At 45.5% G+C, this 21,499-nt stretch carries 26 protein-coding genes; 12 read left to right on the top strand and 14 right to left on the bottom strand.

Going from position 1 to position 21,499, the window contains the following annotated elements; translation table 11 throughout:
- Positions 1 to 6: 6 nt before the first annotated feature.
- Positions 7 to 1,632, bottom strand: coding sequence for a GMC family oxidoreductase (locus M2125_RS00720; protein WP_076023140.1), 1,626 nt, complete (start codon positions 1,630 to 1,632; stop codon positions 7 to 9).
- A gap of 163 nt (positions 1,633 to 1,795) precedes the next feature.
- On the opposite strand from M2125_RS00720, the gene yjgA reads away from it, so the two are divergent.
- Positions 1,796 to 2,323 (top strand): ribosome biogenesis factor YjgA, encoded by a 528-nt coding sequence (yjgA, locus tag M2125_RS00715; protein ID WP_076022771.1) that lies wholly within the window; start codon positions 1,796 to 1,798, stop codon positions 2,321 to 2,323.
- Between the two features lie 3 nt (positions 2,324 to 2,326).
- On the opposite strand, the gene M2125_RS00710 is transcribed toward yjgA, so the two are convergent.
- The 6 genes from M2125_RS00710 to M2125_RS00685 form a co-directional block, all read right to left on the bottom strand.
- A complete protein-coding gene (locus M2125_RS00710; RefSeq protein WP_076022770.1) occupies positions 2,327 to 3,391 on the bottom strand; it encodes an acyltransferase family protein in 1,065 nt (354 codons plus the stop codon).
- Between the two features lie 21 nt (positions 3,392 to 3,412).
- Positions 3,413 to 4,015, bottom strand: coding sequence for a c-type cytochrome (locus M2125_RS00705; protein WP_076022769.1), 603 nt, complete (start codon positions 4,013 to 4,015; stop codon positions 3,413 to 3,415).
- Positions 4,012 to 5,238 (bottom strand): PQQ-dependent sugar dehydrogenase, encoded by a 1,227-nt coding sequence (locus M2125_RS00700; RefSeq protein ID WP_233126589.1) that lies wholly within the window; start codon positions 5,236 to 5,238, stop codon positions 4,012 to 4,014. Before M2125_RS00700 ends, M2125_RS00705 begins: the two co-directional genes overlap by 4 nt.
- A gap of 162 nt (positions 5,239 to 5,400) precedes the next feature.
- Complete coding sequence (locus M2125_RS00695; RefSeq protein ID WP_280742343.1) at positions 5,401 to 7,572, bottom strand: TonB-dependent receptor; 2,172 nt, start codon at positions 7,570 to 7,572, stop codon at positions 5,401 to 5,403.
- A gap of 45 nt (positions 7,573 to 7,617) precedes the next feature.
- On the bottom strand, positions 7,618 to 7,788 hold the full coding sequence (locus tag M2125_RS00690; RefSeq protein WP_158025465.1) for a hypothetical protein: 171 nt from the start codon (positions 7,786 to 7,788) through the stop codon (positions 7,618 to 7,620).
- Between the two features lie 19 nt (positions 7,789 to 7,807).
- Positions 7,808 to 8,389, bottom strand: a complete 582-nt coding sequence (locus M2125_RS00685) for an HdeD family acid-resistance protein (RefSeq protein ID WP_076022767.1) — start codon at positions 8,387 to 8,389, stop codon at positions 7,808 to 7,810.
- A 120-nt stretch (positions 8,390 to 8,509) separates the two neighbouring features.
- Here M2125_RS00685 and M2125_RS00680 point away from each other — a divergent pair, with 120 nt between their 5' ends.
- The 7 genes from M2125_RS00680 to M2125_RS00650 all read left to right on the top strand — a co-directional run bounded on the left by M2125_RS00680 (position 8,510) and on the right by M2125_RS00650 (position 13,635).
- Positions 8,510 to 8,728 (top strand): hypothetical protein, encoded by a 219-nt coding sequence (locus M2125_RS00680; RefSeq protein ID WP_076022766.1) that lies wholly within the window; start codon positions 8,510 to 8,512, stop codon positions 8,726 to 8,728.
- A 183-nt stretch (positions 8,729 to 8,911) separates the two neighbouring features.
- A complete protein-coding gene (locus M2125_RS00675) occupies positions 8,912 to 9,046 on the top strand; it encodes a type II toxin-antitoxin system HicA family toxin (protein WP_425334228.1) in 135 nt (44 codons plus the stop codon).
- Positions 9,047 to 9,056: 10 nt separating this feature from the next.
- Positions 9,057 to 9,449, top strand: a complete 393-nt coding sequence (locus M2125_RS00670) for a type II toxin-antitoxin system HicB family antitoxin (protein ID WP_076022765.1) — start codon at positions 9,057 to 9,059, stop codon at positions 9,447 to 9,449.
- 143 nt (positions 9,450 to 9,592) lie between these two features.
- Positions 9,593 to 11,308 (top strand): nitrite/sulfite reductase, encoded by a 1,716-nt coding sequence (locus tag M2125_RS00665; protein ID WP_076022764.1) that lies wholly within the window; start codon positions 9,593 to 9,595, stop codon positions 11,306 to 11,308.
- A complete protein-coding gene (locus M2125_RS00660) occupies positions 11,305 to 11,850 on the top strand; it encodes a DUF934 domain-containing protein (RefSeq protein WP_083657453.1) in 546 nt (181 codons plus the stop codon). Before M2125_RS00665 ends, M2125_RS00660 begins: the two co-directional genes overlap by 4 nt.
- 8 nt (positions 11,851 to 11,858) lie before the next feature.
- The gene (cobA, locus tag M2125_RS00655) at positions 11,859 to 12,659 is read left to right on the top strand and encodes a uroporphyrinogen-III C-methyltransferase (RefSeq protein WP_076022763.1); all 801 of its coding nucleotides are present in this window, start codon (positions 11,859 to 11,861) and stop codon (positions 12,657 to 12,659) included.
- A 190-nt stretch (positions 12,660 to 12,849) separates the two neighbouring features.
- Positions 12,850 to 13,635, top strand: a complete 786-nt coding sequence (locus M2125_RS00650; RefSeq protein ID WP_076023138.1) for a MipA/OmpV family protein — start codon at positions 12,850 to 12,852, stop codon at positions 13,633 to 13,635.
- Here M2125_RS00650 and M2125_RS00645 read toward each other — a convergent pair.
- A complete protein-coding gene (locus M2125_RS00645) occupies positions 13,628 to 13,993 on the bottom strand; it encodes a sirohydrochlorin chelatase (RefSeq protein ID WP_076022762.1) in 366 nt (121 codons plus the stop codon). The genes M2125_RS00650 and M2125_RS00645 overlap by 8 nt on opposite strands.
- 98 nt (positions 13,994 to 14,091) lie before the next feature.
- On the opposite strand from M2125_RS00645, the gene M2125_RS00640 reads away from it, so the two are divergent.
- Positions 14,092 to 15,111 (top strand): calcium:cation antiporter, encoded by a 1,020-nt coding sequence (locus M2125_RS00640; RefSeq protein WP_280742342.1) that lies wholly within the window; start codon positions 14,092 to 14,094, stop codon positions 15,109 to 15,111.
- Between the two features lie 310 nt (positions 15,112 to 15,421).
- Here the strand turns inward: M2125_RS00640 and M2125_RS00635 are convergent, their stop codons facing one another.
- Entirely contained in the window at positions 15,422 to 16,237 is an 816-nt protein-coding gene (locus tag M2125_RS00635) for a DUF3108 domain-containing protein (RefSeq protein WP_143742127.1), read from the bottom strand.
- 143 nt (positions 16,238 to 16,380) lie between these two features.
- Here M2125_RS00635 and M2125_RS00630 point away from each other — a divergent pair, with 143 nt between their 5' ends.
- Positions 16,381 to 17,463 carry an MraY family glycosyltransferase gene (locus M2125_RS00630; RefSeq protein WP_280742341.1) on the top strand — a complete coding sequence of 361 codons (1,083 nt, stop codon included), beginning with the start codon at positions 16,381 to 16,383 and terminating at the stop codon, positions 17,461 to 17,463.
- A 71-nt stretch (positions 17,464 to 17,534) separates the two neighbouring features.
- Here the strand turns inward: M2125_RS00630 and M2125_RS00625 are convergent, their stop codons facing one another.
- Both M2125_RS00625 and M2125_RS00620 read right to left on the bottom strand, forming a co-directional pair.
- Positions 17,535 to 17,666, bottom strand: a complete 132-nt coding sequence (locus tag M2125_RS00625; RefSeq protein WP_280742340.1) for a hypothetical protein — start codon at positions 17,664 to 17,666, stop codon at positions 17,535 to 17,537.
- Between the two features lie 467 nt (positions 17,667 to 18,133).
- Positions 18,134 to 18,286: a hypothetical protein gene (locus M2125_RS00620; protein WP_280742339.1), complete on the bottom strand. Its 153-nt coding sequence runs from the start codon at positions 18,284 to 18,286 to the stop codon at positions 18,134 to 18,136.
- Positions 18,287 to 18,429: 143 nt separating this feature from the next.
- On the opposite strand from M2125_RS00620, the gene M2125_RS00615 reads away from it, so the two are divergent.
- The gene (locus M2125_RS00615; protein ID WP_280742338.1) at positions 18,430 to 19,128 is read left to right on the top strand and encodes a M23 family metallopeptidase; all 699 of its coding nucleotides are present in this window, start codon (positions 18,430 to 18,432) and stop codon (positions 19,126 to 19,128) included.
- Between the two features lie 196 nt (positions 19,129 to 19,324).
- On the opposite strand, the gene M2125_RS00610 is transcribed toward M2125_RS00615, so the two are convergent.
- The 3 genes from M2125_RS00610 to M2125_RS00600 are packed head-to-tail and all read right to left on the bottom strand — an operon-like array spanning position 19,325 to position 20,252.
- Positions 19,325 to 19,639 (bottom strand): hypothetical protein, encoded by a 315-nt coding sequence (locus tag M2125_RS00610; protein WP_076022756.1) that lies wholly within the window; start codon positions 19,637 to 19,639, stop codon positions 19,325 to 19,327.
- Positions 19,639 to 19,974 carry a HigA family addiction module antitoxin gene (locus tag M2125_RS00605; protein WP_076022755.1) on the bottom strand — a complete coding sequence of 112 codons (336 nt, stop codon included), beginning with the start codon at positions 19,972 to 19,974 and terminating at the stop codon, positions 19,639 to 19,641. The genes M2125_RS00610 and M2125_RS00605 overlap by 1 nt, the downstream gene beginning before the upstream one ends.
- Positions 19,974 to 20,252, bottom strand: a complete 279-nt coding sequence (locus M2125_RS00600) for a type II toxin-antitoxin system RelE/ParE family toxin (RefSeq protein ID WP_076022754.1) — start codon at positions 20,250 to 20,252, stop codon at positions 19,974 to 19,976. Before M2125_RS00600 ends, M2125_RS00605 begins: the two co-directional genes overlap by 1 nt.
- 236 nt (positions 20,253 to 20,488) lie before the next feature.
- On the opposite strand from M2125_RS00600, the gene M2125_RS00595 reads away from it, so the two are divergent.
- Positions 20,489 to 21,481, top strand: coding sequence for a glycosyltransferase family 2 protein (locus M2125_RS00595; RefSeq protein ID WP_280742337.1), 993 nt, complete (start codon positions 20,489 to 20,491; stop codon positions 21,479 to 21,481).
- Positions 21,482 to 21,499: the final 18 nt, after the last annotated feature.

Below are 21,499 nucleotides of genomic sequence, written 5' to 3'. Positions count from 1 at the left end.
GTGTACTTACTTACCGGTAATTAACTCAGCAGCGCGCTGAGCAATCATCATGGTTGGAGCAGCTGTATTACCAGAGGTAATTGTTGGCATGGCCGAAGCATCCACCACCCGTAAATGGCCAACACCCCGCACACGCAATTGCGAATCGAGTACCGCCATTGGGTCATCTGCACACCCCATCTTGCAAGTGCCTACTGGATGGAAAATGGTAGTACCAATATCGCCCGCCGCCTTAACCAACTCTTCATCGCTTTGATATCGACTACCTGGCTTGTATTCTTCCGGGGTGTAGGGCGCCAGTGCTGGGCTTTGCACAATCTTGCGCGTGAGACGCAAAGACTCCACTGCAATTCTGCGGTCTTCCTCGGTAGAGAGATAGTTGGGTGCAATCACTGGAGGCGCCTCGGGATCCAAGGAGTTAATGTGCACACTACCGCGAGAGCTTGGGCGCAAATTACATACACTGGCAGTAAACGCGTTGAAAGAATGCAAATCTTCACCAAACTTCTCTAAAGAAAGTGGTTGCACGTGATACTCCACATTGGCACGCTCTTGATCAGGAGCGCTGAATGCAAAAGCACCTAACTGAGATGGCGCCATCGACATAGGGCCAGAGCGCTTAAAGAAATACTCCAAACCAATGAGCATTTTGCCCCACAGAGTATTTGCTTTGGTGTTAAGCGTTTTAATACCGTTTACTTTGTAAATCATGCGCAATTGCAAATGGTCTTGCAGGTTTTCTCCAACACCGGGCAAATCACTCATTACGGGAATGCCTAAAGCATTTAAGCGGTCTGCAGCGCCAACACCAGAGCGCTCCAGAACCTGAACGCTACCAATCGCACCGGCACTCAATATCACCTCACCTTGCGCAGCGATATGGCACAAAGCCTTGGTCAATACGCCGTCTTTAAGATATTGAACGCCGTAGCAATTTTTAGTGGCCGGATCAATCAGTAATTTATCAACCAGCGCTTGCGTCACAACCGTGAGATTGCTGCGCTTAGCAGCATCACGCAAAAAGGCCTTAGCGGCATTGAGGCGCCAGCCATCACGCTGACTCACATCGAAATAACCCACACCAAAATTATCGCCAGTATTAAAGTCATCGCTTGCCGGAATTCCGGTCTCGATAGCAGCCTGCTTAAACACATCCATGATTGGCCAACGCAGGCGTTGTTTAGATACTGTCCACTCGCCACCCTTACCATGCCATTCATTGGCAGGCCCGTGGTAATCCTCAATTGCCTTATAGCGTCTGAGGGCATTTTGCCAAGACCAAGATTCATCACCCGTTGCTGTAACCCAAGCTTTGTAATCACCTTCCTGACCACGCATATAAATCATGCCATTGATTGAAGAGCAGCCACCCAGCACCCGGCCGCGAGGATAAAGCAAGGATCGTCCATTTAATCCAGCTTCATTAGCAGTTTTAAAACGCCAATCTGCTCGCGGGTTATCAATACAGTAAAGATAGCCAACCGGAATATGGATCCAGATGTAGTTGTCGTTTTTGCCAGCCTCAATCAATAAGACCTTCTTATTGGGATTAGCTGAAAGGCTTTTGGCGAGCAAACAGCCTGCACTACCGGCGCCAATAATGATGTAGTCATAAGCAGAAGCGCTGCTCATAGAAGCGGATGGGGTCTCTGTTGTCATTTTTCTATTTTTTGCCAGCTATTGCGTAAATTCTATTACTTTGGAAACATTATTTACCAAAACAGGCTTTCCGCGCTAACGCTAGCAAAAACTGCTTTTAGACTAATTCCAACCAATACCCGTCTAAAATGAGCAAATGCACGTCAATGAGAAAAATCGCACCCCAAAACTGGAAGATCCAAATGACGGGCCCAGCAAATCCGAACTAAAGCGGCAAATGACTGAACGTCAAAAGCTGGCTGAGGTTTTAGCCGCTTTAAGTAGCGACGCACTCAAAACCATTCCAATGGATGAGGCAATCAAGGCGGCCATCGCAGAAACAAACAAAATCAAAAGTTTTGAAGCAATCCGTAGGCACAAGCAATACCTCGGAAAGCTGATGCGCTTTTTGGATGAAACAGAGTTAGAGGCTATTCAGAAGCGTCTTGACGCGATCCAAGGGGTGAGTAAAGCTGAAACAGCCAAACTGCATTTTTTAGAGAGCTATCGTGACCGCTTAATTGCTGATGATGCCGCCTTCACCAAACTGATTGAACAGTTTCCGGAGATGGATATTCAGAATATGCGCACTTTAATCCGAAATGCGCGTAGAGAAAAAGAGCAGAATAAGCCGCCAAAAGCGTACCGAGAAATCTTCCGCTGCCTCAAAGAATTAGGTCTCTAATACTTAGAGCTTGAAGTGGCGCGCAGGCACTTCAACATAGCGATATAGGTAGTTTGCGGTAAACCAACTCGCCATCATGGTGGCTAGCATAAACCCAATCGCGATCAAGCCATTATTAAGCAAACTCAAGCCTGAAGCGATGTAAATGGTGTTGGCAATCAAAATAAATGAGAAGTGCAATAAGAAAGCACAGTAAGACCGACGACTACCCCAGAGGATAGAGAAGACGAGGTTATGCATTTTGTGGTGTTTCTCATCCTTGTAGGCCCGACTGCCCCACAGCACCAAGGCAATTGCGACTACATAGGCCAGAATATTTCTAATCCACAGATCCTGAAAACTCGAGATCAGCACAATCACCCCAATCAAAGCAAGCAAGACTTGTGACAGTTTTTTAATCGCTGGATCGGCATGATCTTTCGCCAAATGAACCAATACACCCAGGCCATAAGAGCCAATAAAGTAGAAGAAATAATTTTCATACTGCGTGAGGCGATTGAAGTACAACAGCGATGCGACGATCAAAATAGTAGCCATCCAGATTAGCGAGCGATAACCAGGAAATGTCGCCAACATGATAGTGAGCGCGGCATAGAGCTGCCAATCAATTGCCACATACCACACGCCAGCAGAGATCGAATCCAAGCCCAAGACGCCCTGCAAGAAAAATAGATGTGCCAAAAATTGCTTGAGCGTTTCTGATTCGCCAACAAACTCATCGCTCACCCAGAAGCGCGCCACCCAAGCGCAGGCAATAGTAAATACCAAGGCAACCACATAAGGAGCAAAAAGACGCAAATAACGATTAATGATTAATTTAAGCGTGTTGCGGGGCTTATCAACGGCATTGGCGCGCATCAAGGATTGTGCGGCGAGATACCCACCCATCACCAAGAATATTTGGACAGCATAGCGTCCATACTCAAATAAGCATCCCATCACTCCAGGTAACAATTCTCTAGCATCCTGCGCCATCTGCCCATAGCTCGATAGATGGTGAAGGATGATGATGAAAGCAGCAAAAACCTTTAAAAAATCAATAAATAGGTAGTGATTCTTAGTTTGCAATGAGGTGACTTAAAAGGGGTACTAGTTAAGGGATGCGGCGTAAGTAGCCAGTGATTCTACATCCTCATCGCTTAAACCCTTTGCGGCACTGCCCATGGTGCCGTCCATATCGATACGTGCACCAGAACGGATATTTTTTAGCTGGGTTACTACATATTCTTGCCATTGGCCAGCTAAGCGGGCAATATGTTTTTGCCCCTGTAACTGGGCTCCATGACAAGAATTGCAGTACAGAGTACCCGCCAGCTTCTGCCCTATGGCAATCAAATCCGGATTACCAGGCTTACCTGGTGGTGGCGGTAAGGCAGCATAGTAGGCAGCAATATTGCGGATATCTTGATCGCTCAATGCCTGCGCAATCCCTTCCATGCCACCGCCCTTGCGCTGCTCACCGCGAAACTGAATCAATTGATAACTGAGAGAAAGGGCTGGTTGCGCAGCCAGATTGGGTATAGATGGCCCAATAGAGATGCCATTCTCGCCATGACATGAAAAACACATTTGTGCTTTTTCTTTTCCGGCCACAGCATCTCCTGGCGCGGCATGAACCAAACTCGATATTAATAAGAGGCTATTAAAAAAGGCCACCACGAGGATGGCCTTCGTTTTAAAGATCAATTTCATTTGGCGTAAGACACACGGAAGATGGAGCCAGTCTCATCATCGGATACCAACATCGATCCGTCTTTGAGTACTTGCACGTCGACTGGGCGACCCCAGGCCTCGTTATTACTGCTATCTAACCAACCCGTGACAAATGGCTCAAGCTTGATCGGCTTATTTTTGGCATCCAACACTACACGCACCACTTGGTAGCCTGATTTTTTGGTTTTATTCCAAGAACCATGCTCGGCAATAAAGATATTGCCTTTGTATTCTGCTGGGAATTGCTGGCCATTATAAAAACGCATTCCCAAGGCAGCTACGTGTGCACCCAATTTCATTTCTGGCTTATCGAACTCATCACATGAACGACCTTTACCCAAATCTGGATCAACCAAGTCGCCTTGATGACAGAACGGATAACCAAAGTTCATTCCTTTAGGGCGCACTAAACGATTCAAAGTGTCATTTGGTAAATCTTCAGAAACCCAATCGCGGCCATTATTGGTAAACCACAATTCATTCGTGCCTTTTTGGAAATCCATACCAACGCTGTTACGCACGCCCGTAGCAACATATTCCAAGATATTGGTTTTGAGATTCAAACGCACAATAGCTGCATGTGTATAAGGTGGAATGATAATATTCGAAGGGGTACCAATCTGAAAATAGAGGTACTTTTTATCTGGACTGACTGTCATGAACTTCCAACCATGTGGCTCATCTTTTGGCAGCGCATCGAACACTACTACGGGTGCAGGTGGATTATCTAAATTTTGCTCAATGTTGTCGTAGCGAATAATGCGTGACAACTCGGCCACATACAATGAGCCATCAATAAATGCGACGCCATTTGGACGATGCAATCCTTTGGCAATCGTCCTGACTTCACGCTTGCCATTTTTAGTCACTACCGCATAGACGTTACCTGTAAAGCGGGTACCAACAAACACAGTACCACTTGGCGCCTCAGTCATAGAGCGGCCATTGGGCATACCAGCTGCCCAGAGCTCAATCTTAAAACCAGGTGGCACCTTTAATTTACTTACCGGGATATCTTCTACAGGCATTGCCGAGATACCAGGTGGACTGGGAGCTAAAGAAGGATTCATACCATCCGCAGTGCGGCCTTGCGCCCAAGTAGGGGGAATCGCAACTGGAGCAGCTGGTGCTTGAGCGCTGGCTAGGCCTGTCAAGGTCATACCAGCAGCGAACATCAGCGAATAAATTACTTTGAACTTCATAAAAGGTCTCCAAATATTTTGGTTTTAAATGATTGATCTTGCATTTTGATGCAATTCAAATTTCTAACGCAATCCTAAAGCATTTTTATTAATTTTGTGAAAAAGGCTTGGCTTGAGATCGCCTCTACCGCGGTGCACAATAAATACCCAAGCCCGAGCACCCTAAAAGCTCACTCGCGCCCCAACACTAATGGCCTGCGGCATTCCAGCCTGGTAGGAGCTACTCGAGGTGGCTTGATTGAAGGTAATGTATTGGCGATTGAGTAAGTTCACAACAGAAGCAAAGACTGAGGCATTCTGCGTGACTTGATAATTAGCCCGCAAACCAATAATGGCGTAGGCCGGTACTGGATAGAGGTGGGCGGTATCCATCCATGAGTTCCCCACATAATGCATGGTTGCAGACAGGCTGGCTGATGGCGCAGGGTAATACGTCACTCCAGAATTAAACATATTGCGTGGTACACCCCCAAGCTGACTGCCCGTTGGATCGCTGGTTGCATTCCAAGTCAGGCGGGTGTTGGTATAGGTATAGCCACTATCGACCGCCCAATGCACATCTAGATCTTGGTGATACTGAAACTCCACCCCCTGACTTAATAAGTCCTGGCGATTGGTAAAGTAATTAACCGATTTGGAATTACAAATACCCACGTTTCCCACCCCTGTTAGTGGATTACCTGTGGCATTACAAAGCGATTGCGCCAAAGCAACATCACCGGCGTTATTGGCATTTAAGGCATAGCTGGCTACCGCATTTTGGACGTAATTATTAAAAGCAGTGATCTGGGCAAAACCAGCACCCCAGCGGTAGTCGGAACCCAACTCAAATCCAGTCATGGTTTCTGGAGTCAAATTGGGATTAGCAAAATTCCAGCTGGTTTGCGAACCATAGCTGCGCAGTGTGTTGTTCATGCTCGGCGCATGAAAGGCTTGATATGCTGCCGCCCGCAAATCTAAATCGCTAGTAGCTTGATAGAGCAGCCCTAAAGAAGGACTCAATTGCGTTTTGCTTTGACTGTTTACGTTTTGATATTGCGGATTAATGCCATTGGCCCCAGCGTTATATAAGGTGGGGGTTTGACTGGTCCAGTAATCTAAGCGCGCGCCCAATGTCGCCTCGAGCGGAATAGCTGAAGACTTAGACTTAAGCTGCCCTAATATCCCATAAAAATTTTGTTGCCCCTGGGCATAATCCACCGAAACCACCTGACCTGAGCCATTGGCATTGAGATTATTCGTGGTGTTTGAGGCGGTAATATTGCGCGCATCTATCCCCAGAATATATTGATCAATTCTGGCGGCATGAAGATCCTGGGTATATTGCGCAGAAGCCCCAAGCGTGGAATAAGGATCGGTGTAGTTGGCATTGATATAGGGCTGATTTCTATCCACCCCCGATGTCGCGGTAGAACCACTTTGCTTGTAGAACTGAGTCTGCTGATAAAACACATTGACCTGCGTTTTTTTATCTACATCTATTTGCGTATTTGTACCACCTGCAAAATTAGCCGTTTGAATCAGGTTAGGCGCAATGGCATAGTTTGTACTCAGATCAGCCATCGTGCCATAGCCCAAACGCAAAAAAGCATTCGTATCTGCCGTTGGCTTAAAAAAGTTCTCTAAGCGAATATTGGAATTGGCTGCGGAGTCGGTCCCCATGCCATTTTTAATATTGTTTGGCGATGCTGGAAAAATGGTCGCGTAATTCTGAAAACCAGCTGTAGAAAAGTAATCCGCTGATAAGCGCATTTGATAGGCATCAGAGGCAACAATATCTTTGGACACCGCAACATTACCAGTGCCAAATGCACCATAACTTGCAGCAATATCTTGTGAGCTATTTTGCGGTGTCTTGGTATTGATATTAATGACGCCGCCCATGCCATAGTTACCATACAAACTCGATACACCGCCGCGCACAAACTCAACAGAATCAATCGCTGACATGGGAACTAAGTTCCACTGCACGGTGCCATAAAAGGCATCGTTGGCAGGCAGTCCATCAATTAATACCAGCGTGCGACCATAACCTAAACCACGCACATTGATGCTTTGGCCGGTGGGATCCTTTTGATAGTAAGGCACATCGTTTAAGAATACGCCCGGCACATTTTTTAAGACTTGATCAATTGTTTGGTCAGGCGCTGCCTCAAGCACCTCCCCAGTCAAGATCGTGGTGTTGAGCGTCATTTGATCGAGTGGCGTACCTGCACGTGTCGCAGTTACCACTACATCACTTAACTTTTGATCGTAATTGGGGGGTGGCGCCACTTGTGCCCAAGTAAGCGCTGAGGGCAGCGTGAGTAAAAAAACACCATATCGACTACGCATTTTTACTCACGCCTATTTCACTAGATAAAACGAATCAGCAACAGTTTATTTTGATTTTGTTTTACCCATCAACGAGGCCAACAAAGGGTTGGCCTCGGCGAGTTCTTTTTTGGATTTTGCCTTCGCAACCGCGCCGAGTTTTGGAGACTTAGCAGCGTTCTTCATTTCTTGCGCAGTTTTCAAGGCAAGATTCTTATACAAATCCGTTTTCTTCATAAGGCAATAAGCGCTTTCTTTATTGCTGAGTTAAAGAGCGCGCCGCAAAGCCCAAGAAGAGCATTGACCAACCCTGCAAGAGTAATTCGATAGCAATGAGGAGGCCAGGTAACCAGAGGCTTGAAGCAGGATAGCCATTCATGATCAAGAAACCCATCAAGATTGAAATCAAGCCAGAGAGAGCCATCCAAAACCACTCATTGAAGTGACGGTGCTGAAATGCAGATACCAAACGTAAAAAGCCGGTAATAAAGAAGATGGCAGCTAACCAGAGGGTAATCACCTCTAATGCCGGAATTGGAAATACCCAAGTAAAGAGTCCAGCAGCAATGTAAAGAATAGACAAGATCACTTGAATACCCACACTCTTCCATCCTTTAGATTGAATCGCGTGCACGAATTGCAAACCGCCGCCAATTACCAAAAATGCACCTAACACATTGACAGTCAAAAAGGAGAACAAGACTTGTCCAGCAACACCAATCATGCCCAAAACAATAAATAGGATGCCTAAGCCAATGAGGTAGCCAGGTGCTTTAGCAGCAGCACCCATGACAGCTGCACGAATATCTTTTAATTGGGCAACAGATAAATCGGTCATATGACTTTCTTTCTTCAACAGGGTTAGAGCCTCTACTGTATCAGCCCTAGATGTAAAACAAGGTAATAAAACCAGTATGCTGTCTCTTTATGCAGTCCGCCAGACTTACCGGAGAATGAGATGAACGACAGTACGACCATTGTGATGGGCATCATTGCCATGCTGCTGCCTGTATTTGCAGGGCGCTTAGTGTGGCGCCGCTTTGATCAGTACTTTGGCCGCAATGATGAGGCTTATCAAGACACCCTCCCCTACTTTCTGAAGAAAATAGGCGCTACTGCCCTACTCGCCTTTGTATTGCTCTGGATTGGGATGGGTGTAGTTTTTAATACCCAATAGGACAAAAGGCAAAAGATGGATGTGTGAAAGCATTTCCGAGTAAATCAATTGAAGTATCTGCATAACCCCCCAAAAATTTAACTTAATTAACACCCCTTCTTCATTTGTGTGTATAGTGTGTATATAAAATGCAGGGATGAATAGTAAAGAGCTAATTAAGGTACTTGAAAAGATGGTTGGGCATTGCGTGGTTCGAAAGGTTCTCACCATATCTTTCATCATTCATTTAAATCTGGGCACATCGTCGTACCACACCCCAAAAAAGATTTAGGAGTCGGATTAGCTCAAAAAGTACTGAAACAAGCTCAAGTCAAATAAAGAGGCACTTATGAAGTATCCAATTGCAATTGAACCCGGAAGTTCCAAGACAGCCTGGGGTGTCGTTGTCCCCGATCTACCTGGATGTTTTTCCGCTGCTGATGGCGGGATTGATGAGGCCATCGAAAAGGCTAAGGAAGCCATTGAGCTTTGGATCGAGATAGCGCTTGATAACGCCAAAGATGTACCCAAACCTAGCTTAATTACCGATCTTCAGAAGAAAAAAGAATTCAAGGGTTTTATCTGGGCGATTGTGGAGATAAATCCCGCTTTACTATCTGATGACATTGAAAGAGTCAATATTTCCTTACCAAAAAGAGTCTTGGCAAGATTGGACGCCAAGGCAAAGTCAGCAGGCGAAAATAGATCTGGATATATTGCCCACATGGCAATTAGCACTTAATAACCCTAAAAGTGACTGCTACCCCATCAAGATATAAGTCACAACAATGATATTTTTACTGCCCTCTTTATACCAATTTAGATATAAAGAGCCAATATTTGAGTATTTGAAGTAATAATCAAAATCCTAGACAATATGGGGCTATGTACAAATACGACCATATTGACCAAACCCTTGTAGATCAACGGGTTGCCCAATTCAGAGACCAAGTAGAGCGCCGCCTCAATGGTGCCTTGCCTGAAGAAGAATTTCGACCACTGCGCCTGCAAAATGGTCTCTATCACCAACGTCATGCCTATATGTTGCGCGTGGCTATTCCTTATGGACTGTTAAGTGCCAAGCAATTACGCATGCTTGCTCTCATCGCGGATAAATACGATCGGGGTTATGGTCATTTCACTACCCGCCAAAACATTCAATACAACTGGGTGGAGCTAGAAGGGACTCCCAATATCTTGGCTGATTTAGCCAAGGTGGAGATGCATGCCATACAAACTTCTGGCAACTGTATTCGCAACATTACTAGCGATGCCTTTGCTGGGGTTGCTGCCGACGAATACGTCGATCCCCGTCCGATTTGTGAGTTACTGCGTCAATGGTCCACCCTGCATCCTGAGTTTGCGCATTTACCACGCAAATTTAAATTCGCCATCAATGGCGCGAAAGAAGATCGCACTATTTTGTTATGCCACGATGTTGGCATTGAATTAAAGAAAGATGCTGCCGGTCAATTGCTGGCTGATATTTATGCAGGTGGTGGCATGGGGCGCACCCCTATTCTGGGTTCCCTCATCAAGCAAGGCTTGCCATGGCAATTACTGCCAAGCTATCTCACAGCATTACTGCGGGTCTATAACCGCTTTGGCCGTCGCGATAATTTATACAAAGCGCGTATCAAGATTTTGGTCAAGGCATTAGGCCCAGAAGAATTTGCTCGCCAAGTAGAAGGTGAATGGGCTCACATCGTCGATGGCGATGATAACTTCACGCAAGCAGAGTGGGAGCGGGTAGCCCAGCACTTTACCAAGCCCGCATACAAAACCTTGCTGCCTTTGAGTACTGAACAGTTGCTCGCGCAGATTGGTTCAGTTGAGGGTAATGAGCGGATTGCATTTAGCCGCTGGTTGGAGCGCAATGTACGTAGTCACCAAGTTCCCGGCTATGCATCAGTCATTCTGTCCTTAAAGCCGCATGGTGTGCCACCGGGCGATGTCACCAGCGCCCAAATGAATGCCATTGCAGATTTGGCAGATCAATATAGCTTTGGTGAATTACGCGCAACCCACGAACAAAATCTCGTGCTGGCTGACGTAGAGCAAGCGCAATTGGTAGAGCTCTGGCGCGCAGCTAAGAAACAAAATTTGGTTCTGCCCAATATTGGTTTATTGACTGATATCATCGCCTGCCCTGGTGGCGACTTCTGTTCATTGGCTAATGCCAAATCATTGCCGATTGCTAAAGCCATCCAAGAACGTTTTGATGATTTGGATTACCTCTATGACTTAGGGGAGATCACTCTGAATATTTCTGGGTGTATTAATTCTTGTGGTCACCATCACGTTGGCAATATTGGCGTACTCGGTGTCGATAAAGACGGTGAAGAGTGGTATCAAATTACTTTAGGTGGCGAGCAAGGCAACGATGCTGCGATTGGTAAAGTCATTGGCCCCTCTTTTTATGCCGATGAAATCCCTGATGTCATGACCAACATTATTAATACCTATGTGGGCCAACGCCATGAGGATGAGTCATTCATTAGCGCCTATCGTCGTTTAGGTGTCGCGCCATTCAAGGAAGCGGCTTACTCGCATGCCAAGAAAAAAGTAGTCTCTGAGCAAGCTGCTGGTGGAGCGGCATGATGAACGAAATCCTCCATTTCCCCAAAGATGGCAAGCCCCATTTTGCGCCAAATCAATGGCAGATTCTCAGCTGGGATCAAGATGAGGGTGGCATTCCGGATTTAGAGCATGGCCCGAGTAAAGTCTTGGTACCGTTTGCGTGGTGGGTAAAACACCATAAAGAACAAGACATTCTGGCCCGCGCCCAAGCCGGTCAAATTGGTGTGTGGTTTGCTGCCGATGATGACATCCTTAAGCATGCAGATTTGCTTGAAGAAGGTAAAACGCTGTGGCCGCTAGTAGCAGCGCACTTCCCTATTTTTAGAGATGGTCGCAGCTTTAGTACTGCGGCGCTGCTGCGCGAGCGCTACTCTTGGAATGGAGAAATTCGTGCTATTGGCGATGTACTGATTGATCAACTACTACAAGGTGCTCGAGTGGGTTTTGATAGCTTTGCTTTGCGCTCTGATCAAGACAAGGATGTTGCACTCAAGCAGTTTGATCTATTTAGCGTGACTACGCAAAATAGCTGGCGCGGTAAGCGCACTACCCTCAGCCTTTGAGAGCGTCCATGCAAAAGCCAGCATCGATCAATAGCGCTTACGGCAAGGTCTACTTAGTAGGCGCTGGCCCGGGCGCTGCTGATCTGATTACAGTGCGGGGGGCCAAATTATTAGCGCAGGCTGATGTGGTATTTCATGATGCTTTGGTCGAGCCGGAGATGTTGGCATTGTGTCCCCAAGCTATTCAGGTACCGGTTGGCAAACGCTGTGGCAAGCTCTCTTCTGCACAGCAATTTATCAATAAGCGTCTGGTCGATGCCGCCAAACAGCACCAGGTAGTGGTGCGACTCAAAGGGGGTGATCCCATGCTCTTTGGGCGTGCGGATGAAGAACTCCAGGCTTTACAGACTGCTGGTATTGCTGTGGAAATTGTTCCAGGCATTACTGCTGCCTTAGCTGGTGCAGCATCAATTGGCCAATCTCTCACCTTGCGTGGTGTCTCTCGCAGCGTGGCCTTTGTGACCCTAGCCCAAGCAGCTGAGCCCCACCTTGAAATAAGTCACTCGCCCATCCAATACCCCACAGCCGACACCTTGGTGTATTACATGGGCCGCAAAGATGCGGCGCGCATTGCTCAAGAGCTTATTAGCCATAGTCCCAATCATTCGCCACTCACACCCGTTCATATTCTGGAGGCAGTGAGCACCCAGCGAGAGCGCCACTGGTCCAGTACTTTGCAAGAACTAGCACTCGGTGCAGCAGATCATTGGTTCGATACCCAGTCGCCCGCCTTGATCATGGTTGGCGAGGCCCTCAAAGTGAATGTGTCCGATGTAATTGCTGCGCAGCACCAAAAGACAGGCACCTAAGCAGGGATTGAGGGTGCCCTGAGGGTGAACAATTCTATGTAGAATAGTCCCCATGCTCTGCCCCAACTATTTTCGTTGGTTCCAATTGTTTTGCTCTAGCAAATCAATCGGTGCAAAGCAAAAGCTTATAAAGTTCATAACGAGCGCTTTTGGTGTGGTACTGTTTTTTGCAACACTACACACACCAATATTGGCCGCAGAAAATAACGCGAGTAATGCATCCACGAGTGTGCCCTCGGTAGCGGTAACTGACATTGCCCAATACGAAGTACCCAATGATGTGCCAGATGGTTTGCCCAATCATCTGGTGGGTGATCTTGGTGTCGCGGTGTATAGCTCGAATATGTCGATTGGCGCTACCGGCACTCAAACCTACCCTTTACCTTATGCCTTTTTTGATTACGAACGCTTCTTTGCGCGCATTGATACTTTTGGATTTAAAACAATCAAAATGGGGTATGGTTATCTTGAGGTAGCCGGTCAGGTGAACCTGGATAACTACAATCGCAAATCTACTATTACGGGCGCCACTTTTTCAAAATTAGATCCCGTGCCACTTGGACTTGGTAGCTTTCAAGAAACGCCCATTGGTGGGTTTTTTATGTATGCGTTTCAGGATATCAATCGCTCACAAGGACAAATTTATCAGCTGTCTTATTTTGCCGAGTTTGAATTACCTGCAAATATCAAAATCTATCCACTCCTGGGCGCTGAATACCTTACTCAGTCTTATGCTAATTACTACTATGGCGTAAGCCCTAAAGCCTCGCAAACTTTGGGCTATTCTCAATACACAGTGCCTGGCACAACGAATTATGTAGCTGGCTTAATGGTAGAGGTACCAATTGTGGATGATTGGTATTTCAATGTCTTTGGTAAGCGCAAGTTCATGGGCAGCGGTATCAGCAACAGTCCCATCATGGCAAACTCCTACCAGGACAGCCTCATTGCCTCTCTGGTCTATCGCTTTAAGTAAGCTCTCTAGCCCCAAAATCAATAATGGCTTGCAGAATATGGGGATCTTCGCCCACTGCAGGTGCGGCGCTAATCTGCACATCAGGAAACTTGGCCTGACAGTCAGCCAGCAGTACTGGAAAGTCATTACGCAAATGGCCGCCTTGACCAAAAAAGACTGGGATGATGCGCACACTAGTGGCTCCAGCATCAACCAAACCAGCGATCGCCTCTGCCAGTGAGGGCTGCATGAGCTCTAAAAATGCCAGTGCCATGGGAGTAGTGGGATGCTGCTCCCTCCACAAAGTAGCCATGCGATCAAAGGGTTCACGCCAACGAATATCACGGGCGCCATGGCCAAATAAAATAATTGCCTGCATCTTTACCCAATCCCTTTCAATACCGCTCTAAATTGCTATAAGCTTACCCTGTATTCAATCACTCCGCCGAACTGCAGTACCTTTATAAAAGATCCTCTATGTCAGCTCTGCTTAATCACACCTGGTTTATTGCTTTATTAGGCATGATTTTGATTGGCGCCGTTCTCACTGCCGTGCATCATGCAGAAGTGGTGGCTCATAAAACGGGGGAGCCCTATGGCATGCTGATTCTGTCCATTAGCGTGACGATTATTGAAGTCTCACTCATTATCTCTATGATGCTTACAGGTCATGAGGGCTCGCAATTTATTGCCCGTGATGCCGTATTTGCTACTGTGATGATTGTGATCAATGGGGTCATTGGTTTGTGTATCTTTGTAGGCGGTCTCAAACATTATGAAATGGCTTTTCGTAATGAGGGAGCGCTCTCTTCCTTGGTGGTACTCACCGCCTTAGCTACTTTTATTTTGGTCATGCCAGTAGTCACTGTCAGTACACCTGGCCCTGACTTTACCAATAGTCAATTGGCCTTTGCAGGCATTGCGTCTTTTGCTTTGTATGGCGCGTTTCTCTTTTTTCAGACTGTGAGTCATCGCGATTACTACTTGCCGGTCAGTGCAGAGCACAAAGCGGACGAGACAGTGCACGCGGATAAGCCGAGCAATCTCAAGACCACAGTCAGTCTTATTCTCTTATTGATATCACTGATCACGGTAGTGGGATTAGCTGAGTTACTCAGTCCTGCCATTGAGGCTGCAGTCAATAATGCGGGAGCACCTAAAACGGTGGTGGGTATTGCCATTGCGCTTTTGGTGTTGTTACCAGAGAGCTTTGCAGCGGTCAGAGCCGCCAATGCCAATCGCTTGCAAAGTAGTTTGAATCTTACGCTGGGATCAGCATTAGCCAGCATTGGTCTGACAATCCCCACGGTAGCAGCCATTGCCATTTTCTTTGATCTGCCATTGAGCTTAGGTATCAGCGATCTTAATATGGTCCTAATGTACCTGTCTTTCTTTATTGGTGCACTGACTCTAGCCATTGGTAAGACCACCCTCTTACAGGGCGTGCTGCATCTGATTATTTTCTTGGAGTACTTATTCTTGAGCTTGGTGCCCTAAAGACAGAGTACAAAACGAGAAGACTTACTTACTTATCTAGCGAGCGCACGCCTTAGAAAAGAAGATGGCCAGTTGATGCAATAGCGGCCCCCAAGAGAGGGGCTCTCTATTTGAGCTCGCTTGGCTTGAAGATAGGGATAAGGTATCGGACACTAAATGGCTTATTTGATTAGTTTGCTCTGGATGGCAAAACTGATAAACGAGTACTTTGATAAGTACAAAAAACACCAATATTGCTGCAATCATCCAAATGAGTATCTTTTTATTCATCGCTATCGAATCTCATCATGGTGATTGCACCTAAGTCATATTAGAGTTTGGGAATTTTCTTCAAATCCACTTGAATGGTGGCGCCATACTGTGCATTTAAACCAATCATCGAACGCAGTGGCACATGCTCTTTTTCTGAAAACCAAATTTCAAATGTCGCGGTGTCATCCTTTGAGGTAGTTTTGTAATAGCGGATTGCCTTTACCTTGGCGCCATCAAATGGAAAATCCCATGGCTCTCCACGTACCAAGGTATAAGTCTTGAGCGAACGTCCATCGGTAACAGGTAAGACCACCGATTTGGCAGGCAAATCTCGACCAATAAATTGGTAACCTACCGTGAGCATATCGAGTAACTTACCAGCATAGGGGGCTGTTCCTATTGGCGCGCTACGAGAAGAGACTTTATAAAAATTAATGATGCTCTTCGGGGCATCGACTTTAGCAATCAGCAGCTCAGTATTACCGCGCTTTTCTTGATAGGTGTTGGTTACCAAACCATTAGGACCATTTGCCCCCACTGAATCACGAATTAACTTTTGGTCATTTAATACAGTAGCGAGGACGGCAGCCAAGGTGCCCGTGGAATTAATGTGGTACTGATCTTTGCGAAGATCAACTTTATCGACTACGGTGGCGACCTGCATCGATCCTTTAACCAAGCTAAAAACTTGCTCGTAGGGACTGGGGGCTTCGCCAGATTGCTTTAAATATGCCGCCCGCTTGGCGGGATCAGCAGTAATTTTCAGATCGTATTCAAATTGGGCGGTTTGGGCATGGGCAGTCAATCCGGCCATTGCCAATAACGCCACAATAAAAGATTTGACCAAAGACGGGTAATTGAATATGGTTTTCATCACCACATTTTACTAATAATAAGGTTGCGTATAACCGACACCAAAAACTGTTGGGAAAGTAAATACCCCAATAAATTCGAGTAATTTAAGCGATTTAGATAAATAGGGCTTTGGTATTTGGATTTAAATTCTATAATCATCGGATGTCAAGTTTATTAATTGCCTTTTTTGTCTCTTTTGTTTGCACGATAGTGGTTATTCGCTCACAAAAGATACATCAGCGCTTTACAGCTGACTTAGACTTAAATGGCACCCAAAAATTTCACAAAACTGCAGTGCCACGCATCGGCGGTCTTGGTATTGCCTTGGGCCTAACTTTGGCAATCCTCTATCACTACAATCTGCAAGCTGTTGCCAATGAAGAACTCTTTATGCTGCTGTGCGCAGCACCTGTCTTTGCAATCGGCCTTTTAGAAGATTTGACTAAAAAAATTAGTGTCAGAACACGTTTAATTTTTACAGCGCTGGGTGCATTTTTGGCTATTTATTTTTTGGGCACCCAAATCATCCGCCTAGATATTCCGGGGATTGATCTGCTGCTTTTACTTAGTCCAATCTCCATCGTCTTTTCTGTATTTGCTATTACCGGCCTTGCAAATGCTTACAACATTATTGATGGCTTTAATGGGCTATCGAGCATGGTGGGCATGATTACCTTGCTAGCGCTCGGTTATGTAGGTATTGAGGTCAATGACCCGCTCATTACTTATCTGAGCTTTTCGATGGTAGCTGCCATCTTGGGATTTTTCATTTGGAACTATCCACGAGGCTTAATCTTTTTAGGCGATGGTGGAGCGTATTTAATTGGATTTTGGATTGCCACTTTAAGCGTGCTCATTGTGGCAAGGCATCTGGAGATTTCACCTTGGTTTGCTGTACTGATCAATGCTTATCCTATTTGGGAAACTATTTTTACAATCTATCGCAGAAAATTTCATCAAGGGAAAAGTCCTGGCCATCCCGATGGCATTCACTTTCATTCTCTGATTTTTCGGCGCATTCTCAATGACACCCAAATTAAATCGGAAAATGATTTCTTTTCGGCCAATGCAAAAACATCTCCTTATCTTTGGGTGTTAAGTGCCTTCGCAGTGGTACCCGCTGTGTTGTATTGGAACTCAACACCATTACAGGTGATATTCTTTCTCTTATTTGCCAGCTCTTATGTCTGGCTCTACAAGAGAATTGTGTCCTTTAGAACGCCCAAGTGGATGCATCTAGGGTAGATACTCAATAAGTAATTAAATTCATAGATTCGATATAAGCACCCATCGAGCCAATGCATCCATAGTGATTGCTATTTGATAATCTTCAAAACCTGCAATATTTGCCAAACAAAGAAGGCTAGTACCATACTGGCAACAATCATCAAACTCAACTCAATCCTAAAGAGCTTCACGCGCTTGTGAACATACTCGATTGAAAGCATTACCTCTCCTTTATTTTGCTGGGTAAAAGCTCAGCATAAAACGAAAAGGTAAAAATAAGAGTGGTGCTTAACTGAGGCTGGGGTCAGAAACAATTGAATCATTTAGGAGAATTAGCGCAGACTATGTAATCCGAAGAAGCCAGAAAAGATTATTAATGCCTCCAACCCCAAAGTTACAGAGTCTATTAACCCAATACCCGAAAAAATTGAGATATGCCTTACCTACTTCACCTTGCGCTAGCCTAAAGACATCAAGTGCATAGTGATCTACATCGCCAACGCTTTGCGCATATCTTCAATCATGTTCACCTGTTGTGTATTCGATGACAGGACTGTGTGGGGAAATTAGTTCATATTACGCACGGAAAAAATTTTCATCGGTGCAATGAATTCTCGTCCCTCTTGATCAAAAACCCTCAACACCACCACATCATTGAAATCATCAGCACAAATTACCCAGTAGCTCCTTATGAAGCGATAGCACTATTCAGTACATCATCCAAGATTTCTACAATCAAATCGGCATCATTAGTACTGATTGCAACCTTGATATCAATATAGGTCAAGATATCAAATTGCACCTGAACCAATAAAGTGGGCGACGGTTTGCCGGTGATCACCAATGCCTTATGGAGAAGAAACGCTTATTGGCGCGCAGTAAATAGACATGCACTTAACGATGCGCTGAGCAAAACCAGTGCCAAGCAATGGATGATTCCCTCAATCACATGACTCCCCTTTACTAATTTAAAATTGCCTGTGCATGCCATCTAAAAAACTTCGCTTAGCGCCACTTTTTATTACAAGCCTCTTGTTAGGTTCAGCCCTTTCCAGCGCACAGACTATTTCTGCTAGCACCCCAACTATCAGCCCGGTAGTCACAAAACCACTAGATCAAAAACTGATCATTTCTAGCGCCTTTGGTACTCGTGTCAGCGCATTTAGTGGCGAACATGAACAACATGAAGGGCTCGACATCCCATCACAAGCAGGCAGCCCCATTTTAGCCACTGGTAATGGAAAAGTAACTTATGCTGGGTATGCCCCCGGTTACGGTAACCTCGTTGAAATCGATCACGGTCAAGGTTATGCCACTCGCTACGGCCATGCTCAAACACTCTTAGTGAAAACTGGCGATACAGTAAAGCAGTCACAAATCATTGCTACCGTGGGGAGCACTGGCAGATCTACAGGCCCTCACTTACATTTTGAAGTCAGTTTCAATAAAGTGCCTTTTGATCCCAAGATACTCTTGGGCGGCGCCTTTATTGATAACAAAATGTCCAATCGATCTGTGATTACTTTTACCACCACCAAACTCAAAGCTCCCTGGCAATTACAACAACTGGCCCAAGGCAAATATCCCAGCCAAATTCTTTATACTTCCACTGGCAAACATTCTTCGGGCGAACCCTTCGTTTTAGTCAGATCGCGTACAAGTACCCCAGCGGACAACCGCTAAATTGCCACACACGAGGTATTAGCAATCCCTTTTATCCTTGCTATGTAAATAGCCTAATTTATCAGTGGATTTAGTTAGCAAGATTTTGGCCTGCCTAGCTAACCAATCAGGCGACACCCACAAGCTATGGTAGGCCTCTTGCCCTTTGAAATGATATTAGTCCATAGCGAGCCTATATTTGCTAAACCAAGATATCTTAAGCTCTCCTAGGAACTTTCTTAACATCTTTATGTGTATAGCGATACCCTACCCAGTACTCCTCATCCGAATACTCAGATACAACAAGAGCCGTATAGACTGCCAATAGTGATGCCTTGAGAAAATTTGCTCCTACATAATTTTCCGCAAGATCTAATTCCTCAGATTCCCATGGGGCAATCATTCCAAATCTTGCTATCAGATCTTTTCTAACATCCGATATCAACAGCAATACTTCCTCCTGATAGGATTCGTACCCCTTACTCAATTTCTCACCTAAATCGATTAGCCGATCTTGCAATTTATTAGACATTAGGCTGCCGCCATTAAAGGCTTCATTGCCATTGGAGCAATTGCAGGATTACTCTTAAATCTCTGCTCAACCTCCCATAAATCAACAGCCTCTTGCATATGCAACCAACTCTCGGGTGTTCCGCCAATAACCTTGGAGATCCTTACTGCCATTTCAGCACTGATACCTCTTTTTTCATGCAGTATCTCGGAAACCGTCAAACGACTCACACCCAAATGATTTGCAAAAGCTGCTTGGGTAATACCGAGTTCCGGCAAAACATCCTCGCGCAATATAGCGCCTGGATGGGTTGGCCTACGGTTTGCGTTTCTCAAACTTCGCATTGTTTTCTTCATTAGTGATAATCCTCCAAATCCACTTCGATTGCGCTTTCGCCATCGAACTTAAAAGTTATTCGCCAGTTCCCCGAAACGGTAACCGAGTAAACACCTTTGCGCTTACCCTTTAATTCATGAAACTTAAATCCGGGCACATCCATATCCTCAGGCACAACAGCAGCATCTAAGCGATCTAACATACGTTCAATTCGGGCGGCATACTGCGCAGGGATGCCGCGATAGCTACCCTTAGTAAAAAAACTTTCCAGCCCTTTATGATGAAACGATATGATCATATCTAATTGTAATGTATATAATTACAATGTAAATATATACATTACATAGACCATGCCCGATACACGCCATTAGCGCTCCTTACCCCCTATTTTTGATGATTTAGCTGAGGTTTTCGTGCTTTAGCGCACTGTTTTAAGGCTTATTTCGTTATAATTTTTAAATCTAGGATGGGCGCGATGCCTTTGGGGAAATTTTGTCTTTAATCATTGTCTGCAACTTGCGAGAAACACTATAAGTGACTGATTTTGTTAATGAAAATCTCTCTTTAAACTCTGATCTAGAGCTTCCGTTGGTTCAGTCCGTAGCCGAGCCCTTAGTTGCCATTTTGCTGTGCACCTATAACGGTGAGCGCTTCTTAGCTGACCAGCTTGACTCCTTAGAAGCCCAGACCCATCAAAATTGGGTGTTGATGGTTAGTGATGATGGCTCAAAAGATAGCACTTTGGACATTTTGCTCAAATATCAATCGAAATGGCCTCAAGGGAAAATGATCATTCGCAACGGTCCCCAAAAGGGCTTTTGCCAGAACTTTCTGTCTTTAGCGTGCGATTCTGAAATTAAGGCTGATTACTACGCCTTTTGCGATCAAGACGATGTGTGGCTCCCTGAAAAGCTCGCGGTTGCCGTGCAAACGATCACTTCCAATCAAAATATCTATGTACCCTTTATTTATTGCGGGCGCACTACTTACGTTACCGAGCAATTAAAGCCTTGTGGTATTTCCCCGCTTTTTGTGTTTCCGCCAAGCTTTCGTAATGCCTTAGTGCAAAGTATCGCCGGGGGCAATACGATGGTCTTTAACTTGGCCGCAAAACTATTGATTGAAAAAGCGGGTCCGCTGAATGTACCTTCGCATGACTGGTGGGTGTATCAGTTGATCTCAGGTGCTGAAGGCGATGTGTTTTATGACCCAGTGCCATACCTTTTATATCGTCAACATGATGGCGCGTTGGTGGGGGGTAATAATTCGTTCTCGGCAAAAATGGAGCGGGTGAAGATGCTTTGGCAAGGACGTTTCCAGGATTGGAATACTCAAAACATTGTCGCCTTAAAAGAGGTCAAGCATTTGCTCGTAAAAAATTACCAAGAGATTTTGAAGATATTCGAAACGCTGAGAAGTGCGCGCTTAATGGATCGATTTCGACTAATCGAAGTTTGCGGTTTATATCGACAAACAAGGCGGGGTACATTTAGCCTGTTTCTAGCCATTCTGCTGAAAAAAATATAGATACTTAGAAAAGAATGT

The sequence above is a fragment of the Polynucleobacter sphagniphilus genome (assembly GCF_029892205.1).
GTDB lineage: Bacteria > Pseudomonadota > Gammaproteobacteria > Burkholderiales > Burkholderiaceae > Polynucleobacter > Polynucleobacter sphagniphilus.
The sequence above is the reverse complement of the archived record's forward strand: the minus strand, read 5'-3'. Positions and strand labels throughout refer to the sequence as shown.

What these genes read in the sequence shown, in the direction of transcription:
- M2125_RS00720 (WP_076023140.1), bottom strand. Translation starts at nt 1,632, where the DNA reads ATGAGCAGCGCTTCTGCTTATGACTACATCATTATTGGCGCCGGTAGT.
- yjgA (WP_076022771.1), top strand. Translation starts at nt 1,796, where the DNA reads ATGCACGTCAATGAGAAAAATCGCACCCCAAAACTGGAAGATCCAAAT.
- M2125_RS00705 (WP_076022769.1), bottom strand. Translation starts at nt 4,015, where the DNA reads ATGAAATTGATCTTTAAAACGAAGGCCATCCTCGTGGTGGCCTTTTTT.
- M2125_RS00700 (WP_233126589.1), bottom strand. Translation starts at nt 5,238, where the DNA reads ATGAAGTTCAAAGTAATTTATTCGCTGATGTTCGCTGCTGGTATGACC.
- M2125_RS00695 (WP_280742343.1), bottom strand. Translation starts at nt 7,572, where the DNA reads ATGCGTAGTCGATATGGTGTTTTTTTACTCACGCTGCCCTCAGCGCTT.
- M2125_RS00690 (WP_158025465.1), bottom strand. Translation starts at nt 7,788, where the DNA reads ATGAAGAAAACGGATTTGTATAAGAATCTTGCCTTGAAAACTGCGCAA.
- M2125_RS00685 (WP_076022767.1), bottom strand. Translation starts at nt 8,389, where the DNA reads ATGACCGATTTATCTGTTGCCCAATTAAAAGATATTCGTGCAGCTGTC.
- M2125_RS00680 (WP_076022766.1), top strand. Translation starts at nt 8,510, where the DNA reads ATGAACGACAGTACGACCATTGTGATGGGCATCATTGCCATGCTGCTG.
- M2125_RS00670 (WP_076022765.1), top strand. Translation starts at nt 9,057, where the DNA reads ATGAAGTATCCAATTGCAATTGAACCCGGAAGTTCCAAGACAGCCTGG.
- M2125_RS00665 (WP_076022764.1), top strand. Translation starts at nt 9,593, where the DNA reads ATGTACAAATACGACCATATTGACCAAACCCTTGTAGATCAACGGGTT.
- M2125_RS00660 (WP_083657453.1), top strand. Translation starts at nt 11,305, where the DNA reads ATGATGAACGAAATCCTCCATTTCCCCAAAGATGGCAAGCCCCATTTT.
- cobA (WP_076022763.1), top strand. Translation starts at nt 11,859, where the DNA reads ATGCAAAAGCCAGCATCGATCAATAGCGCTTACGGCAAGGTCTACTTA.
- M2125_RS00645 (WP_076022762.1), bottom strand. Translation starts at nt 13,993, where the DNA reads ATGCAGGCAATTATTTTATTTGGCCATGGCGCCCGTGATATTCGTTGG.
- M2125_RS00640 (WP_280742342.1), top strand. Translation starts at nt 14,092, where the DNA reads ATGTCAGCTCTGCTTAATCACACCTGGTTTATTGCTTTATTAGGCATG.
- M2125_RS00635 (WP_143742127.1), bottom strand. Translation starts at nt 16,237, where the DNA reads ATGAAAACCATATTCAATTACCCGTCTTTGGTCAAATCTTTTATTGTG.
- M2125_RS00630 (WP_280742341.1), top strand. Translation starts at nt 16,381, where the DNA reads ATGTCAAGTTTATTAATTGCCTTTTTTGTCTCTTTTGTTTGCACGATA.
- M2125_RS00625 (WP_280742340.1), bottom strand. Translation starts at nt 17,666, where the DNA reads ATGCTTTCAATCGAGTATGTTCACAAGCGCGTGAAGCTCTTTAGGATT.
- M2125_RS00615 (WP_280742338.1), top strand. Translation starts at nt 18,430, where the DNA reads ATGCCATCTAAAAAACTTCGCTTAGCGCCACTTTTTATTACAAGCCTC.
- M2125_RS00610 (WP_076022756.1), bottom strand. Translation starts at nt 19,639, where the DNA reads ATGTCTAATAAATTGCAAGATCGGCTAATCGATTTAGGTGAGAAATTG.
- M2125_RS00605 (WP_076022755.1), bottom strand. Translation starts at nt 19,974, where the DNA reads ATGAAGAAAACAATGCGAAGTTTGAGAAACGCAAACCGTAGGCCAACC.
- M2125_RS00600 (WP_076022754.1), bottom strand. Translation starts at nt 20,252, where the DNA reads ATGATCATATCGTTTCATCATAAAGGGCTGGAAAGTTTTTTTACTAAG.